This is a genomic window from Mangrovactinospora gilvigrisea (genome assembly GCF_001879105.1).
GTDB classification, from domain to species: Bacteria; Actinomycetota; Actinomycetes; order Streptomycetales; family Streptomycetaceae; genus Mangrovactinospora; species Mangrovactinospora gilvigrisea.
The window spans coordinates 1-15,486 of the sequence record NZ_MLCF01000081.1 but is presented as its reverse complement, the minus strand read 5'-3'; the positions used below and the strand labels follow the sequence as shown (position 1 = coordinate 15,486).

The following is a 15,486-nucleotide window of genomic DNA, read 5'->3' as shown; positions in this document are numbered from 1 at the left end:
TCGCACGCGGTTACTGTTCGGGCCGGGCCGCGCGGGGCGGCGCCGCGGCGGCTACCCGTCCAACTCCGGGAGCCCGGTGGTGAGTCCGTCGAGGGCCGCGCCGCACGCGCAGCCGCGGGACTCGGGCAGATTCGCGATCACCGCGAAGAGCAGCTCCCGCAGCGCCGCCACGTTCGACGCGAAGACCCGCATCACCTCCTCGTGCGTCACGCCCTCCCCGGCCTCGACCCCCGCGTCCAGGTCCGTCACCAGGTTGACCGACGTGTAGCAGAGCCCCAACTCCCGCGCCAGCACGGCCTCCGGGTGGCCGGTCATGCCCACCACCGACCAGCCCTGCGCCGCGTACCAGCGGGACTCCGCGCGGGTGGAGAAGCGCGGGCCCTCGATCACCACCAGCGTGCCGCCGTCCACCGTCCGGCCCGCCGGCCAGTCCTGCGCCGCGCCGAGCGCCGCCCGCCGGCCCTCCGGGCAGTACGGGTCCGCGAAGGCCGTGTGCACCACCTGCGGGACGCGGCCGTCGCCGCGGGCCACCCCGTCGAAGAACGTCTGCGCCCGGCCCGACGTCCGGTCCACCAGCTGGTCGGGGACGACCAGGGTGCCCGGCCCGTGGTCCGCGCGCAGCCCGCCCACCGCGCAGGGGCCCAGCACCCGCCGCACACCCAGGGACCGCAGCGCCCACAGGTTGGCGCGGTAGTTGATGCCGTGCGGCGGCAGGTGGTGGCCGCGGCCGTGGCGGGGCAGGAACGCCACCCGCCGCGCCTTGGCGCCCTCGCCGACCGTGCCCACCACCAGCTTGTCGCTGGGCGGTCCGTAGGGCGTCGCCACCTCCAGCTCCGCCACGTCGTCGAGGAACGAGTAGAACCCGGACCCGCCGATCACACCGATCTCTGCAACTGCGTCACGATCCTCTGCCATACAGGCACCCTAGAAGGCCGCACGGCCCTTGATCGGTCAGAATGAGGCAGTCCCCTGCCGCGCCCGTCCGTACGCCGTACGCGCCGCCCGTCCCGAAAGGCCGTCATCTTGGACGTCCACCGCGTCCTGCGCGGTCTGCGCGCCCTTCCCCGGGCCGCGCGCGCCCTGCTCGCCGCCGGCGCCTGCCTGCTGCTGGCCGCGGCCGTCCTGGTGCCGCTGACGCTCTCGGGCGGCGGCAGCGGGGACGGGGCCGTCACCGGCGCCGGCAACGCCGCGGCCACCGCGCAGCCCGCGTCCGGCCGCCGCTGGGTGGGCAGTTGGGAGGCGGCCGACCAGCTGGGCCGCACGGTGGACCTGCGCGGCCGCACCGTCCGGATGACGATGCGGGTGACGCTCGGCGGCAGCGCCGTCCGCGTCCGCCTCAGCAACTCCTTCGGGACGGATCCGCTGCGGATCGGCGCGGCCACCGTCGCCTACCGGCAGGCCGACGCCGGCGCGGTGCCCGGCACCGTCCGCCGGCTGCGGTTCTCCGGCAACCCCTCGGTGACCGTCCCGGCCGGGGGGCGGCTGGTCAGCGACGCGGTGCCGCTCGACGTGCCCGCCCGCGCCACCCTCGCCGTCAGCCTCTACCTGCCGTCCTTCCGCGGGCAGCCGACCTCGCACGGCACCTGGGGCAGCTCGCACGCGATGACGTACCTGGCGGCGGGCGACCGCACCGGGGAGCTGCCGGCCGCGGCGTTCCGGGTGATCCGCCCGGCCTGGTACTTCGTGGACGGCATCGATGTCGCGGCGGACGACCCGTCGGCCGGCGCGGTGGTGGTCCTCGGCGACTCGATCACCGACGGCACCGGCTCCACCCTGGACGCCGACCGCCGCTGGCCGGACCTGCTCTACGACCGGATCGCGGCGGAGGACCCGCGGCTGGCCCGGCGCACCGCCGTCCTCAACGCGGGGATAGCGGGCAACCGCGTCATGTCGGAGGCGGGGCACAGCGTCGCCGCGCTGGACCGGCTGGACGGCGATGTGCTGGACCGCAGCGGCGTGCGCGAGGTGGTGGTGCTGCTCGGCACCAACGACATAGGCAACGGCCTGGCGAACGCGGGGGTCGTCGAGCAGGGGCTGGCGGAGGTGGCCCGCCGGGCCCGCGACCGGGGCCTGCGGGTGGTGGCCGCGACGCTGACGCCGGCCCGCGGCACCCGCTACGGGCACGGCACGGCGTGGGCGGAGGCGCAGCGCGACGAGGTGAACCGGTGGATCCGGGCGGCGACGCGGCAGGGGACGTTCGACGGGATGGTCGACTTCGCGTCGGTGGTGCGGGATCCGAAGCGGCCGTCGCGGCTGAATCCGGCGTTCAACAGCGGGGACTGGCTGCACCCGAACGACGCGGGCTACCGGGCGATGGCGGCGGCGGTGCCGCTGCGGCTGCTCGGCGAGCGGGACGATTCGGGCGGGTCGGCGCGAGCGACGGTCGGGTCGGGGACGGCTCGCCGCTGACGGGCCGCCGGTGCTCGCTCGCGCCCGCGCTCAGGAGGAGGCGGCCTTGGAGTCCGTGGACTTCGCGGGCTTGGAGTCCGAGGAGGTGCTCGACTTGGACTCGGACGAGGAGGCCGACGACTCCTTCTTGGACGCCGCGGGCGTCGACGCGGAGGAGCCGGAGCGGCTGTCCGTGCGGTAGAAGCCGGAGCCCTTGAAGACGATGCCGACCGAGTTGAAGACCTTGCGCAGCTTGCCGCCGCAGTTGGGGCACTCGGTGAGCGGGTCGTCCGTGAACTTCTGGACGGCCTCCAGGCCCTCCCCGCAGTCGGTGCACTGGTACTGGTAAGTCGGCACTGTTCGATCCTCCTGGCGCTGGCACTCAACCCTTAGGAGTGCTAACGGGACTCCATGGTGCAGTATTCCGTACCCTCGCGTCCACCGGGCGGCGCCCCCTGGGGCCCCGGCTGTGTCGTGCGCCTCACTTTTCGTCGCCGCGTTCGCCCATCCAGTTCGCCAGCTTGCCGCCGCGGTCGACCGCGCGCAGCCGGCGCTCGGCGGTCTCGCGGCAGGCCTCGGTGGCGACGACCAGCAGCTCGTCGCCCTTGCGCAGCGCGGTGGTGGGCTGCGGGACGAAGCTCTCGCCGTCCCGCACCACCAGCGTGACCGCCGCGCCCTGCGGGAGGCGCAGTTCGCTGACCTCGACGCCGCTGATCCGGGACGTCATCGGGACGCTCACGGCGAGGAGGTGGCCCTTGAGGCGCTCCAACGGCGCCGACTCGATGCCCAGTTCGGTGGGGTGGTCCGGTCCGGCGCGGTTGAGGCCGAGCCGGCGGGCCAGCCAGGGCAGCGTCGGCCCCTGCACCAGGGTGAAGACGATGACCAGGACGAAGACGGTGTTGAAGAGCTGCTGGGCGTGCGGCATCCGGGCCACCACCGGGATGGTGGCCAGCACGATGGGCACCGCGCCGCGCAGCCCGGCCCAGGAGAGCAGCACCTGGTCGCGCCAGGAGCGCTTGAAGGGCAGCAGCGCCAGCAGCACCGACAGCGGGCGGGCGAGCAGCACCAGGCCGAGGCCGATGACGATCGCCGGGAGTATCGCGCCGCCCAGCTCGTGCGGCGTCACCAGCAGGCCGAGGAGGACGAACATGCCGATCTGCGCGACCCAGGCGAGCCCCTCGGCGAAGCCCTGGGTGGCCGGCCGGTGCGGCAGCTTGGCGTTGCCGAGCAGCACCGCGGCGACGTAGACGGCGAGGAAGCCGGAGCCGTGGCTGTAGGCGGCGGCCGCGTAGGCGAGCACCGCGATGGAGACCACGGCGAGCGGGTGCAGCCCGGAGGCGGGCAGCGCGAGCCGGCGAAGCAGCTCCACCCCGAGCCGTCCCACCACCAGTCCGACGGCGAGGCCGATGGCGAGCTCCAGCGCCATGTCGCCGAGCAGCTCGTACCAGGGCTCGACATGGCCGGCCGCGGAGAGCGCGACGACGAGTATCACCACGGGGGCGTCGTTGAATCCCGACTCGGCCTCCAGCAGACCGGTGAGTCGTTTCGGCAGCGGGACGCGGCGCAGCACGGAGAAGACCGCGGCGGCGTCGGTGGAGGAGACGATGGCGCCGATCAGCAGCGATGAGCGCCAGTCGAGGCCGACCAGGAAGTGCGCGACGGCGCCGGTCACCCCGACGCTCACCGCGACGCCGACGGTGGCCATCGAGAGCGCCCCGGAGGCGGAGGGTCTGATCTCCCGCCACTTGGTGCCCAGTCCGCCCTCGGCGAGGATCACCACCAGGGCCGCGTAGCCGAGGAGTTGGGTGAGCATCGCGTTGTCGAAGTCGATGCCGAGGCCGTCCGAGCCGAGGGCGACGCCGATTCCGAGGTAGATGAGCAGGCTGGGCAGTCCGCTGCGCGACGAGATGCGCACCGCGGTGACGGCGACCAGCAGGACGCCGGTCGCGGCGAGCAGGACGAGGTTGAGGCGGTCGACGGTCACGCAGCGGCACCTCGCAGGCGGGGTCGATCGGAGGACAGGGCGGGCGGCGGGCGGGGTGGAGGCTCGACTTTGCCAACAGTTTAACTTGGCAAGCAATTCCCGCGGGCGCCCCCCGATATCCGCGAAGCGGCGGGAGCGGCTCGGCCCCGACTGCCGCACGGCTAAGGTGTCTTGCGCACGGCCGGGGCACCGCTCGGTCCCCGGGGGAGACAGCGCACTCGCAACACAAGGGACGACAGCGACCGATGATGGCCACCTCGAGGAAGTTCCGGCGGGCCCGCCTGATCGCCATACTGCTGGCTGTCGTGCTGGTCGCCGCCCTTGCGTGGGGCGGGTGGTGGAGCGTGCAGACCGTCCGGGCCTCCAGCCCGCAGACCACCGGCTCGATCACGCTGAAGGGGCTGAGCGGGCCGGTTCAGGTGGATCGCGACAAGAACGGCATTCCGCAGATCTACGCGAGCAGCTCGGCGGATCTGTTCCGCGCCCAGGGGTACGTCCAGGCCCAGGACCGTTTCTATGAAATGGACACCAGGCGGCATATCACCTCAGGGCGACTTTCCGAGATGTTCGGCTCAAGTCAGGTCAAAACGGACGCATTTCTGCGCACCATGGGCTGGCACCGCGTCGCCCAGCAGGAGTGGGACCACACGCTCTCCCCCTCCACCAAGCGCTATCTGACCGCGTACACCGCCGGCGTCAACGACTACCTCAAGGACCACTCCGGCGCCGCGATCTCCATGGAGTACAAGCTCCTCGACCTCGCCGGCAAGAACTACAAGCCGCAGAAGTGGTCGCCGGTCGACTCCGTCGCCTGGCTGAAGGCGATGGCCTGGGACCTCCGCGACAACATGGAGGACGAGATCACCCGGGCCCAACTGCCCGAGCGGCTCAACCAGTCCGAGATCGACGAGCTGTACCCGTCGTACCCGGCCAAGCGGAACCAGCCGATCGTCACCGGCGGCGGCGTCGACTCCGCCGGCGCCTTCGACCCCAAGCTCTCCGGGTCCTCCGGCGGCACCTCCAACGCCGCCGTCAATGCGGTGCAGGGCGACGCGGGGGCGCGCTCCGCGCTCAAGGGCGTCCAGAAGCAGCTCGACCAGGCGACCAAGGCGCTCGGTTCGCAGCCCAGCGGCATCGGCTCCAACTCCTGGGTGGTCTCCGGCGACCACACCACCACCGGCAAGCCGCTGCTGGCCAACGACCCGCACCTCAGCCCGGCGCTGCCGTCCGTCTGGTACCAGATGGGCCTGCACTGCACCACGGTCAGCGCCTCCTGCCCCTTCGACGTCACCGGGTACACCTTCTCGGGGATGCCGGGCGTCGTGATCGGCCACAACCAGTCGATCACCTGGGGGCTCACCAACTCCGGGGTGGACGTCAGCGACCTGTACCTGGAGAAGATCCAGGACGACAAGGTGCTCTACGACGGCAGCTATGTGCCGATCACCCAGCGCGAGGAGACCATCAAGGTCGCCGGCGGCAAGCCGCGCACCATCACCGTCCGCACCACCCGCAACGGGCCGCTGATCTCCGACCGGGACGACCAGTCGGCGGACGTCGGCCGCACCGCCGACGTGCCGTCCGGTTCGCCCGACCGGCGGGACGGCTACGCCGTCGCCCTCAAGTGGACGGCCCTGCAGCCCGGCACGACCATGGACTCCGTCTTCGCGCTCGACAAGGCGCAGGACTTCGCCCAGTTCCGCGACGCCGCCAAGGACTTCGACGTCCCCTCGCAGAACCTGGTGTACGCCGACACCAAGGGCAACATCGGCTACCAGCTGCCCGGGAGGATCCCGGTGCGCGGGGACGGCGACGGCTCGGTGCCGGCGCCCGGCTGGGACCCCAAGTACCAGTGGAAGAGCTACATCCCGTTCAAGGCGCTGCCCTGGGAGGAGAACCCCTCCAGCGGCTACATCGTGACGGCCAACCAGGCCGTCGTCGGCAAGGACTACCCGTACCACCTGACGTCCGACTGGGGCTACGGCAACCGCAGCCAGCGGATCACCACGCTGCTGAAGTCCAAGCTGAAGAACGGCGGCCTGATCTCCCCGGACGACATGGCGTCGATCCAGATGGACGACCGCAACCCGCTGGCCGCCACGCTGACGCCCTATCTGCTCAAGGTGAAGATCAAGGACTCGTACGTCTCCGAGGCCCAGACGCTGCTGAAGACCTGGGACTACGACCAGGACCCGGACTCGGCGGCCGCCGCCTACTACAACGCGGTCTGGCGCCAGCTGCTGCGCATCACCTTCGGCGAGAAGCTGCCGGCCGCGGTGCGGCCGGAGGGCCAGTGCCTGTGGGTGACGCCGGCCGACGAGGGCTCCTCCGGGGTCGTCGACGACCTGTCCGGCCAGGCGAAGAAGGTCCGCGAGTGCGGGCAGCGCCCGGCGGACTCGGCGGAGCCGAACGGCGGCGACCGCTGGGAGGAGGTCGTCCGCGACCTGCTGCCGAAGGCGGACAACCACTGGTGGACGACGCCGCAGACCTACCAGGGCCGCACCATCGGCACCGCGAAGGGCCGCGACGCGGTGCTCGCCGAGGCGATGAAGGACGCGCGCTACGAGCTCACCGCCAAGCTGGGCAAGGACATCTCCACCTGGAGCTGGGGCCGGCTGCACAAGCTGGACCTGAAGAACCAGACACTGGGGACGTCCGGGCCGTCGTTCGTGCGGTACCTGCTGAACCGCGGGCCGTACGAGATGGGCGGCGGCGAGGACACCGTGGACGCGACCGGGTGGAACGCGGCGGCGGGGTACGAGGTGGACCTGGTGCCGTCGATGCGGATGGTGGTGGACCTGAGCGACTGGGACAAGTCGCGGTACATCAACCTGACGGGCGCGTCGGGGCACGCCTACAACGCGCACTACACCGACCAGGCGGCGAAGTGGCAGAAGGGGGAGCTGCTCCCCTGGGCGTACACCGCGAACGCGGTGAAGTCCGCCACGAAGGACAAGCTGGTCCTGACGCCCAACTAATGCCGCGGCGCCAAGCCCGCTCGGCCGCCCGGTCCGCGCCGGTCCATGGCTGCCGCCCCTTCGGCAAGGGGCGGTGTCACCGGGGAAAGCGGTGCAGACCGGACGGGGTGATCGCCGCGTCCACGCGCTCGTCGTGGGGCTCGGCGGGGACCTTCTCCAGGACCTCGTCGTCGTAGAGCAGGACCGCCAGCTCCGCCGGCGTCCCCGCGAGGCGGGCCAGCACCCGGTCGTAGGAGCCGCCGCCGCGGCCCAGCCGGGTGCCGTCCGCGCCCACCGCCAGGCCGGGCAGCAGCACCAGCGACGCGCCCCGCACCGCGTCCGCGCCCAGCCGCGCGCCGGTCGGCTCCAGCAGCCCGCGCGCCGCCGGGGCCAGCGCCTCCGCTCCGGTGTAGACGCCCCAGTCCAGGTCGAGGTCCGGCCGGAGGACGGGCAGCAGCACCCGCACCCCCGCCCCCCGCAGCCCCTCCAGCAGCGGCCGTGTCCCCGGCTCCGTCCCCATCGAGACATACGCCGCGACCACCGCGTGCCCCCGCGCCGCGGCAACCCCGCGAGCCGCCAACTCCCGCGCCGCGTCCCCGCGTTCTCGCACGTCCCGGGCGCGTCGCGCGCCCAGAATGCGTGACCGCAGGGCACGCTTCTCGTTGGGAAGATCAGGGGCAATCGACGACATGCGCTCAAGCCTAGGGCGCACTCGGCACCTAACCTGGGGAGGGCGCTCGTGGACGCCGCCAACGCCGCCGCCGCCGTCACCGCGGCCTGCACCGCCGCCGGGGTCCTCGCGGCGCTCGCCGCGGCCGCCGGGCTCATCGCCCGCCACCAGCGCCGCGCCCGCCGCCGCGCCGAGGCCCGCGGGGACGCCCTCGCCGAGCGCCTCCTCGACCTGGAGGCCGAGCACGAGCAGCTCGGCCGCACCGCCGTCACCGACCCGCTCACCGGGATCTGGAACTACCGCTATCTGCAGCTCGCCCTGGAGCGCGAGATCTCCCGGGCGGTCCGGGCCCGGCGCCCCCTCGCGCTGCTGCTGGTCGACCTCGACGGCTTCCGCCGCGTCAACGAGGCCGCCGGCCACCAGCAGGGCAACGCCGTGCTGCGCGACCTCGCCCAGCGGCTCGGGCTGGAGATCCGGCAGGCCGACATCCTCGGCCGGTTCGGCGGCGAGGAGTTCCTGGCGATCCTCCCGGAGACCGACCTCGACGGCGCCGCGCACGTCGCCGAGCGGCTCTGCTGGACGGTGCGCAACCACCCGGTGGGCGCCGGGGTGGAGGGGATCGAGCCGCAGCCGCGCCCGGGGCGGCGCGGCGTCCTCACCGCGTCCATCGGCGTGGCCGTGCTGCCCGACCACGGCTCGCACGCCGTGCCGCTGCTGCGGGCCGCGGACCGGGCGCTCGCCGAGGCCAAGGAGGCCGGCGGGGACGGCTGGCGGGACGCGCTCCCGGAATCCCCGGAGGATGTCAAGCAATCCGAAGAGGTGTCCGAGGTGCCCGAGGAAAACCCGTCCCGGAACGCGCAGTTCACCGAAACGCCCGCCTCACGCTAATCCGATTTCTCATGAGGCGTGAAGCCCCGCTTCATCTGCTTCCTCTACAGTTCCGACATGAGCGCGACGAACCCCTCTGCCCGTCTCAGCAAGGCCGTCATCCCCGCCGCGGGCCTCGGCACCCGTTTCCTCCCGGCCACCAAGGCCACCCCGAAGGAAATGCTGCCGGTCGTCGACAAGCCGGCCATTCAGTACGTCGTGGAAGAGGCCGTGAACGCCGGGCTCACCGATGTGCTGATGGTCACGGGTCGGAACAAGCGCCCCCTTGAGGACCACTTCGACCGCGCCGCCGAACTCGAGACCCAGCTCGCCAGAAAGGGCGACCACGACCGGCTCGCGCAGATCCGCGAATCGGCGGAGCTCGCCGACATCCACTACGTCCGCCAGGGCGATCCGCGCGGCCTCGGGCACGCGGTGCTCTGCGCCGCCCCGCACGTCGGGCGGGAGCCGTTCGCCGTGCTGCTCGGCGACGACCTGATCGACCCGCGCGACCCGCTGCTGGAGCGGATGGCCGAGGTGCGGCGGGAGCACGGCGGCAGCGTCATCGCGCTCATCCCGGTCGAGCCCGAGCAGATCCACCTCTACGGCTGCGCGGCGGTGCGGCCCACCGAGACCCCCGACGTCGTCGAGGTCTCCGACCTGGTGGAGAAGCCGGACCGGGGGGAGGCGCCGAGCGGGCTCGCGGTCATCGGCCGCTACCTCCTCGACCCGGCCGTCTTCGACGTGCTGCGCTGGACGGAACCCGGGCGGGGCGGCGAGATCCAGCTCACCGACGCGCTGCGGGTGCTGGCCGGGATGCCGGCGGAGAAGGGCGGCGGGGTGCGCGGGGTGCTCTTCCACGGCCGCCGCTACGACACCGGCGACCGCGGCGACTATCTGCGGACCATTGTCAGACTGGCCTGCGAGCGTGACGATCTGGGCCCGGACTTCCGTGCGTGGCTCCGGGAGTTCGTCACCAAGGAGATGAGGGAGCTGCGATGAGGGAGTCTGAGCGGGGATGAGCGAGCGGGTCTGGTCGGTGGACGAACACCTGGCGGACGTCCTGGCGGAGGCCCGTCCGCGGGCGGCCGCCGAGGTCCCGCTGGAGAAGGCCCAGGGCCGCGTCCTGGCGGAGGAGGTCACCGCTTCGGGTGACCTCCCGCCCTTCGACAACAGCTCGATGGACGGCTACGCGGTGCGCGCGGCGGACGTGGCCGGCGCCGCGGCGGACGCGCCCGTCGCGCTGCGGGTGGCCGGCGAGGTGCCGGCCGGGGCGGGCGGCGCGGGGCTTCCCAAGGTCGAACCTGGCTGCTGCGCGCGGATCATGACGGGTGCTCCGCTGCCGCCCGGCGCCGACGCGGTGGTCCCGGTGGAGTGGACGGACGGCGGGCTGGGCGGCGGCGAGGTCGCGGCGATGCCGGCGGTGGCCGGGGACGGCCTTCCGGTGCGGGTCTTCCGTCCGGCGGCCGAGGGCGCCCATGTGCGGGGCGCCGGCGGGGATGTGGCGGCCGGTCAGTCGGTGCTGGCGGCGGGCGCGGTGCTGGGCGCGCCGCGGCTGGGGCTGCTGGCGGCGGTGGGGCGCGGCAGCGTCCGGGTGGTGCCGCGGCCGCGGGTGGCGGTGCTCTCGACGGGGTCGGAGCTGGTGGCGCCGGGCGCCGCCGCGGAGCTGGAGCCGGGGCGGATCTGGGACAGCAACAGCTACGCGCTGGCGGCGGCAGCACGCGAGGCGGGCGCGTCGGTGGTGCGGGTCGGCGCGGTGCCGGACGAGCCGGGCGCGCTGCGGGCCGCGGTGGCGCGGGTCGCGGCGGACGCGGACGTGGTGGTGACCAGCGGCGGCGTCAGCGTGGGGGCGTACGACGTGGTGAAGGCCGCGTTCGAGGGCGAGCTGAGCTTTCGCAAGGTGGCGATGCAGCCGGGGAAGCCGCAGGGCTTCGGGCGGTTGGGCGCGCCGGCGGACGCGCTCTTCTTCGGGCTGCCGGGGAACCCGGTGAGCGCGTATGTGTCGTTCGAGCTGTTCGTGCGGCCGGTGTTGCGGAAGCTGGCCGGGCTCCCCGAGGGGGAGTGGGGGCGGCCGGTGGTGCGGGCGCGGTTGGCGTCGGAGGTGGGGCGCTCTCCGGCGGGGCGGCGGCAGTTCCTGCGGGCGCGCTACGAGGCGGGCACGGTGACGCCGGTGGGCGGCGCGGGCTCGCATCTGGTGGCGGCGCTGGCGCAGGCGGACGCGCTGGTGGTGGTGGAGGAGGCGGCGACGTCGCTCGCCGCCGGGACCGAGGTCGACGTGGTCCTGCTGGGCTGACGGGCCGAGGGGCGCCGGGGTCGCTCTTGGCCGGCCCGGCGCCCCGGCGCCGCGCCCGGACCGCGTCGGCGTCCTGCCCGGACCGCCTCGCGGTGCGCAGGTCAAGGGTCGTGGGCGCGTCAATCGGGGCCGCACGCGCTAACGTGGCGCGCACCCGAGACTCCACAGGAGCTTTGACGTGAGCAGCAGCGAACCGGCGCTGACCCATCTCGACCCGTCCGGCGCCGCCCGCATGGTGGACGTGGCCGCCAAGGCGGTCACCGTGCGGACCGCGACGGCCGCCGGCCGCGTCCGTGTCGCGCCCGAGGTCGTCGCCCTTCTCCGCGGCGGCGGCGTGCCCAAGGGGGACGCCCTGGCCACGGCCCGCATCGCCGGGATCATGGGGGCCAAGCGGACCCCGGACCTCGTCCCCCTCTGCCACCCCATCGCGGTGCACGGCGTCACCGTCGACCTGGTCGTCGCCGACGACGCGGTGGAGATCACCGCGCAGGTGCGCACCGCCGACCGCACCGGCGTCGAGATGGAGGCGCTGACCGCCGTCTCGGTCGCCGCGCTCACCCTCGTCGACATGGTGAAGGCGGTCGACAAGGGCGCGGTGATCGAAGGAATCCGGATCGAGGAGAAGACCGGCGGCAAGTCCGGCGACTGGCGCCGGGGGGACGGCTCATGACGGACCGTCCGCCGCGCTCGGGCCGGGCGCTCGCGCTCACCGTCTCCAACCGCGCGCACGCCGGCGTCTACGAGGACCGCGGCGGCCCGCTGATCGCCGCCGGCCTCGCCGAGCTGGGCCTCACCGTCGACGGCCCCCGGGTGGTGCCGGACGGCGAGCCCGTCGAGGCCGCCCTGCGCGAGGCCGTCGCCGCCGGCTACGACGTGGTCGTCAGCACCGGCGGCACCGGCCTCACCCCGCTCGACCTCACCCCGGAGATGACCCGCCGGGTGATCGACCGCGAGGTCCCGGGCATCGCCGAGGCGATCCGCGCCGACGGCCGCGCCAAGGTGCCGACCGCGGTGCTCTCCCGCGGGGTCGCGGGGGTCGCCGGGGGCACGCTGATCGTCAATCTGCCCGGCTCCACCGGCGGGGTGCGGGACGGCCTGGCCGTGCTCGGCCCGCTGCTCGTCCACGCGGTGGACCAGATCCACGGCGGTGACCATTGATGAGCAGGACCGGCAGACCCGCCACCCCGTCCCCGTCCTCGCAGCCGCCGGAGGAGCCGCGGCTGCCGGCGCCGACCGGCTTCGTCTGGCCGGTGGAGCTGACCGAGGGACGGGTGGGGCTGCGTCCGATCCGGGCCCGCGACCAGGCGGCCTGGCGGGAGGTGAACCAGCGCAACCGGGCGTGGCTGCGGCCGTGGGAGGCGACGGTGCCGCCGTCCGCGCGACCGATGGACTACCGGCGGCCGTCCTACCGTCAGATGGTGCGCCAGCTGCGGCGGGAGGCGCGGGCGGGCCGGATGCTGCCGTTCGTGGTGACGCTGGACGGGCGCCTGGTGGGGCAGTTGACGGTGGCGGGGATCGCCTGGGGGTCGATGTGCTCGGCGCACATCGGGTACTGGGTCGATCAGAGCGTCGCCGGGCAGGGGATCATGCCGACGGCGGTGGCGATGGCCACCGACCACTGCCTGTTCGCGATGGGGCTGCACCGGGTGGAGGTGTGCATCCGGCCGGAGAACCGGCCGAGCCGGCGGGTCGCGGAGAAGCTGGGGTTCCGCGAGGAGGGGCTGCGTCCGCGGTTTCTGCACATCGACGGGGAATGGCGGGACCATCTCGTCTATGCGCTCACCGCGGAGGAGGTCCCGGGCGGGCTGCTGGCGCGATGGCGGGAGTCGCGTCCGGAGGGGTGAGGGGGGCGGTCCGAAGTCGCGTTTCTCATACGTGCGTTCGAATAATCGATCCTGTTGTCCTAAGAAATATTGAAGGAACAGGATGATCGTGCGACACACCGACCGGAATTGCCCCGGCCGTGCCGCTCGGGAACGTACCGTGTGAATCGTGAGCAGCAGCGGCCTCATCTACGCAGTCATCGTAGGGGCTTGGGCTGCCTATCTGGTGCCGATGTGGCTCCGCCGGCAGGACGAGTTGAACGAGGCGCGCCCCACGGAGCGCTTCACCACGGCCATCCGCCTGCTCGCCGGGCGCTCGGGGCTGGAGCGGCGCGCCAAGCGGACGGGTTCCACGCCGACGTCCACCTCTGCCGGCCGGCCCGAGGAGAAGGACGAGCGGCCGACGGCGCCCGCCGAGGCGGAGGAGCCTGTCGCGGCGGAGGCGCCCGAGAAGGCGGCTCCCAAGTCGTCAATGTCGTCCAAGCCGTCCGCGCAGCCCGCGTCCGGCGCTTCGCGCAAGGGCGCGCCGGTCTCGGCCTCCCGGGCGCGCGTGCTCGCACGGCGCCGACGGGTCGTCAGCCTCCTCTTCCTGCTCTTCACCGCCGGCGCGGTCGCCACCGTGGTCGGCGGCCTCTCCCTGCTCTGGGCGCCGGCCGTGCCGGGGCTGCTGCTCAGCGCGTACATCGTCCACCTGCGTCGGCAGGAGGCGCGCCGCTACCGCGAGCGGCTCCGCCGCCGGGCGGCGGCGCGGCGCGCGGCGGCGTCCCGATCATCCGCCGCGCCCGAGCCGCGCGAGGCGGCCGAGCCGGCGGAGGCGGTGGCGGAGGCGCAGGAGGCGGCGCCCGAGCCCGAGCGCCACCCCGAGGAGCGGCCCGCCGCCGCGCCGCGGACCGCGTCCGCGGAGAGCCCCTCCGGCAGCTGGTCGCCCGTGCCGCTGCCGCTGCCCACCTATGTGACGGCCCCGGTCGCGCCCCGCGCCACCGAGCGGCTCGACCTCACCGCACCGGACACCTTCAGCGCGGCCCGCGGCCCGGCCGAGCCCGAGGCCGAGGCCGAGCGGGACGCCCAGCGCGAGCAGCAGGCCGCCGCCCCGCGCCGCCGCCCGTCGCCCCGCGCCAACCCGCGCCACCCCTCCGGCTACCAGAACCCCTACGCGCCCCCGGCCTACGACCCCGCCGAGGACCGCCCCCGCGCCGCCAACGAGTGAGCGGCGGATCATGAACCGATAAGGGGTGCGCGAGCACCCCCGCGGGGATGCTAAAGTTTCTTCTCGTTGGGGCTGTAGCGCAGTCCGGTAGCGCACCTCGTTCGCATCGAGGGGGTCAGGGGTTCAAATCCCCTCAGCTCCACCGGGTAAATCCCAGGTCAGGGCCGGTTCTCCGTCACGGAGAACCGGCCCTGACGCGTTGGCCCGGGGCAGTTGCGGGGCAGGCGGCTGCTGATGGGCCGTCAGGAGCGACCGCGAGGGTCGAGTCGGGAGGACGGCTCGCTCGGGCGGCCCCGGGCCGGTAAACGCGTTGCTGGGGAAATCGGGTGTCCGTTAGTTTCGCGCGGCATGAGGCCGACGCTGGAGTACACCGCGCTCAATCGGGTCGGGTGGGAGCGGATCGCTCCCGATCGGCATCCGCAGTCGCCGGAGTTCTACACCGCGGGCGGCAGCACGCTCTCGGCGCTGGAGACGGATTTCCTGCCGGAGGTGCGGGGGAAGCGGATGCTGCATCTGGCGTGCGCCAACGGGAACGACAGCCTGTCGTGGGCGGCGCGCGGGGCGTCGGTGACGGGGGTGGACCTGGTCGCGTCGGCGGTGGAGACGGCCAACCGGACGGCGGACGCCGCCGGGTTGGACGCGCGGTTCCTCGCCGCGGACGTCTACCGGCTCCCGGAGGGGCTCAGGCGGTTCGACGTGGTCCAGCTCAGCTGGGGGGCGATCTGCTGGATGCCGGACCTGGCGGAGTGGGCCCGGATCGTCGCCGCGCACCTCGTCGACGGCGGCGTGCTCGCGCTCTTCGAGCACCACCCGGTGTGGGAGATGCTGAAGGTGGCGGGCGGTCAGGTCCGGGTGGACGCCGACTACTTCGGCCGCGGGACGCCCAGCGCGCTGCGGGGCGCGGACCGCCGCCGGATGACGGGATGGCGGGAGGAGGTCGAGTTCGCGAGCTTCGTCTGGCCGCTCGCCGATGTGTTCACCGCCGTCCGGTCGGCGGGCCTGGAGGTCGAGCGCTTCCAGGAGGCCCCCGACCCCGAGATGTACGACGGCCTCGGGGAGCACGCGGCAAGCCTCCCGGCGGTGTATGCGCTGCTGGCGAGGAAGGGACGACGCGAGGACGCGGGGGGCTGAGCCGTGGCGGCCTCGGCGGGGCGCGCGCAGGTACCCGTGCGGCCCGGTCGCCGTCGGCGGGAGGATCGGCCTCGGCCTCTGCGTCGACGCCGAGAGCCGGTCCGGCTGACGCCCGGTCGGCTCAGGGACGGCGGCAGTCCTCCTCCGCGGGGGCGGGGGCCGGTTC

General features: G+C 73.8%; 14 protein-coding genes and 1 tRNA gene. 11 read left to right on the top strand and 4 right to left on the bottom strand.

The window, feature by feature from the left end; all coding sequences use genetic code 11:
• Positions 1 to 51: 51 nt before the first annotated feature.
• Entirely contained in the window at positions 52 to 915 is an 864-nt protein-coding gene (locus tag BIV57_RS15265; protein WP_071657356.1) for an S-methyl-5'-thioadenosine phosphorylase, read from the bottom strand.
• A gap of 108 nt (positions 916 to 1,023) precedes the next feature.
• On the opposite strand from BIV57_RS15265, the gene BIV57_RS15260 reads away from it, so the two are divergent.
• Complete coding sequence (locus tag BIV57_RS15260) at positions 1,024 to 2,409, top strand: SGNH/GDSL hydrolase family protein (RefSeq protein WP_079170354.1); 1,386 nt, start codon at positions 1,024 to 1,026, stop codon at positions 2,407 to 2,409.
• A gap of 30 nt (positions 2,410 to 2,439) precedes the next feature.
• Here BIV57_RS15260 and BIV57_RS15255 read toward each other — a convergent pair whose 3' ends face one another.
• Both BIV57_RS15255 and BIV57_RS15250 read right to left on the bottom strand, forming a co-directional pair.
• Entirely contained in the window at positions 2,440 to 2,745 is a 306-nt protein-coding gene (locus tag BIV57_RS15255; RefSeq protein ID WP_071657355.1) for an FmdB family zinc ribbon protein, read from the bottom strand.
• Positions 2,746 to 2,869: 124 nt separating this feature from the next.
• A complete protein-coding gene (locus BIV57_RS15250) occupies positions 2,870 to 4,372 on the bottom strand; it encodes a potassium/proton antiporter (protein ID WP_071657354.1) in 1,503 nt (500 codons plus the stop codon).
• Positions 4,373 to 4,620: 248 nt separating this feature from the next.
• Here BIV57_RS15250 and BIV57_RS15245 point away from each other — a divergent pair, with 248 nt between their 5' ends.
• Positions 4,621 to 7,350, top strand: coding sequence for a penicillin acylase family protein (locus tag BIV57_RS15245; RefSeq protein ID WP_071657379.1), 2,730 nt, complete (start codon positions 4,621 to 4,623; stop codon positions 7,348 to 7,350).
• A 76-nt stretch (positions 7,351 to 7,426) separates the two neighbouring features.
• On the opposite strand, the gene BIV57_RS15240 is transcribed toward BIV57_RS15245, so the two are convergent.
• A complete protein-coding gene (locus tag BIV57_RS15240) occupies positions 7,427 to 8,020 on the bottom strand; it encodes a 5-formyltetrahydrofolate cyclo-ligase (RefSeq protein ID WP_071657353.1) in 594 nt (197 codons plus the stop codon).
• Between the two features lie 48 nt (positions 8,021 to 8,068).
• On the opposite strand from BIV57_RS15240, the gene BIV57_RS15235 reads away from it, so the two are divergent.
• The 9 genes from BIV57_RS15235 to BIV57_RS15195 all read left to right on the top strand — a co-directional run bounded on the left by BIV57_RS15235 (position 8,069) and on the right by BIV57_RS15195 (position 15,320).
• Positions 8,069 to 8,887, top strand: coding sequence for a GGDEF domain-containing protein (locus BIV57_RS15235; RefSeq protein ID WP_071657352.1), 819 nt, complete (start codon positions 8,069 to 8,071; stop codon positions 8,885 to 8,887).
• Positions 8,888 to 8,944: 57 nt separating this feature from the next.
• On the top strand, positions 8,945 to 9,868 hold the full coding sequence (locus BIV57_RS15230) for a UTP--glucose-1-phosphate uridylyltransferase (protein ID WP_071657378.1): 924 nt from the start codon (positions 8,945 to 8,947) through the stop codon (positions 9,866 to 9,868).
• 16 nt (positions 9,869 to 9,884) lie between these two features.
• The gene (gene glp, locus BIV57_RS15225; protein ID WP_071657351.1) at positions 9,885 to 11,159 is read left to right on the top strand and encodes a molybdotransferase-like divisome protein Glp; all 1,275 of its coding nucleotides are present in this window, start codon (positions 9,885 to 9,887) and stop codon (positions 11,157 to 11,159) included.
• Positions 11,160 to 11,391: 232 nt separating this feature from the next.
• Complete coding sequence (moaC, locus tag BIV57_RS15220) at positions 11,392 to 11,829, top strand: cyclic pyranopterin monophosphate synthase MoaC (protein ID WP_175548768.1); 438 nt, start codon at positions 11,392 to 11,394, stop codon at positions 11,827 to 11,829.
• A complete protein-coding gene (locus tag BIV57_RS15215; RefSeq protein WP_071657349.1) occupies positions 11,826 to 12,317 on the top strand; it encodes a MogA/MoaB family molybdenum cofactor biosynthesis protein in 492 nt (163 codons plus the stop codon). Before moaC ends, BIV57_RS15215 begins: the two co-directional genes overlap by 4 nt.
• A gap of 92 nt (positions 12,318 to 12,409) precedes the next feature.
• Positions 12,410 to 13,003, top strand: coding sequence for a GNAT family N-acetyltransferase (locus BIV57_RS15210; RefSeq protein ID WP_071657377.1), 594 nt, complete (start codon positions 12,410 to 12,412; stop codon positions 13,001 to 13,003).
• 148 nt (positions 13,004 to 13,151) lie between these two features.
• On the top strand, positions 13,152 to 14,189 hold the full coding sequence (sepX, locus tag BIV57_RS15205) for a divisome protein SepX/GlpR (protein ID WP_071657348.1): 1,038 nt from the start codon (positions 13,152 to 13,154) through the stop codon (positions 14,187 to 14,189).
• 68 nt (positions 14,190 to 14,257) lie between these two features.
• Positions 14,258 to 14,331: transfer RNA gene (locus BIV57_RS15200), tRNA-Ala, on the top strand.
• Between the two features lie 206 nt (positions 14,332 to 14,537).
• The gene (locus tag BIV57_RS15195) at positions 14,538 to 15,320 is read left to right on the top strand and encodes a class I SAM-dependent methyltransferase (protein ID WP_071657347.1); all 783 of its coding nucleotides are present in this window, start codon (positions 14,538 to 14,540) and stop codon (positions 15,318 to 15,320) included.
• Positions 15,321 to 15,486 lie beyond the last annotated feature (166 nt).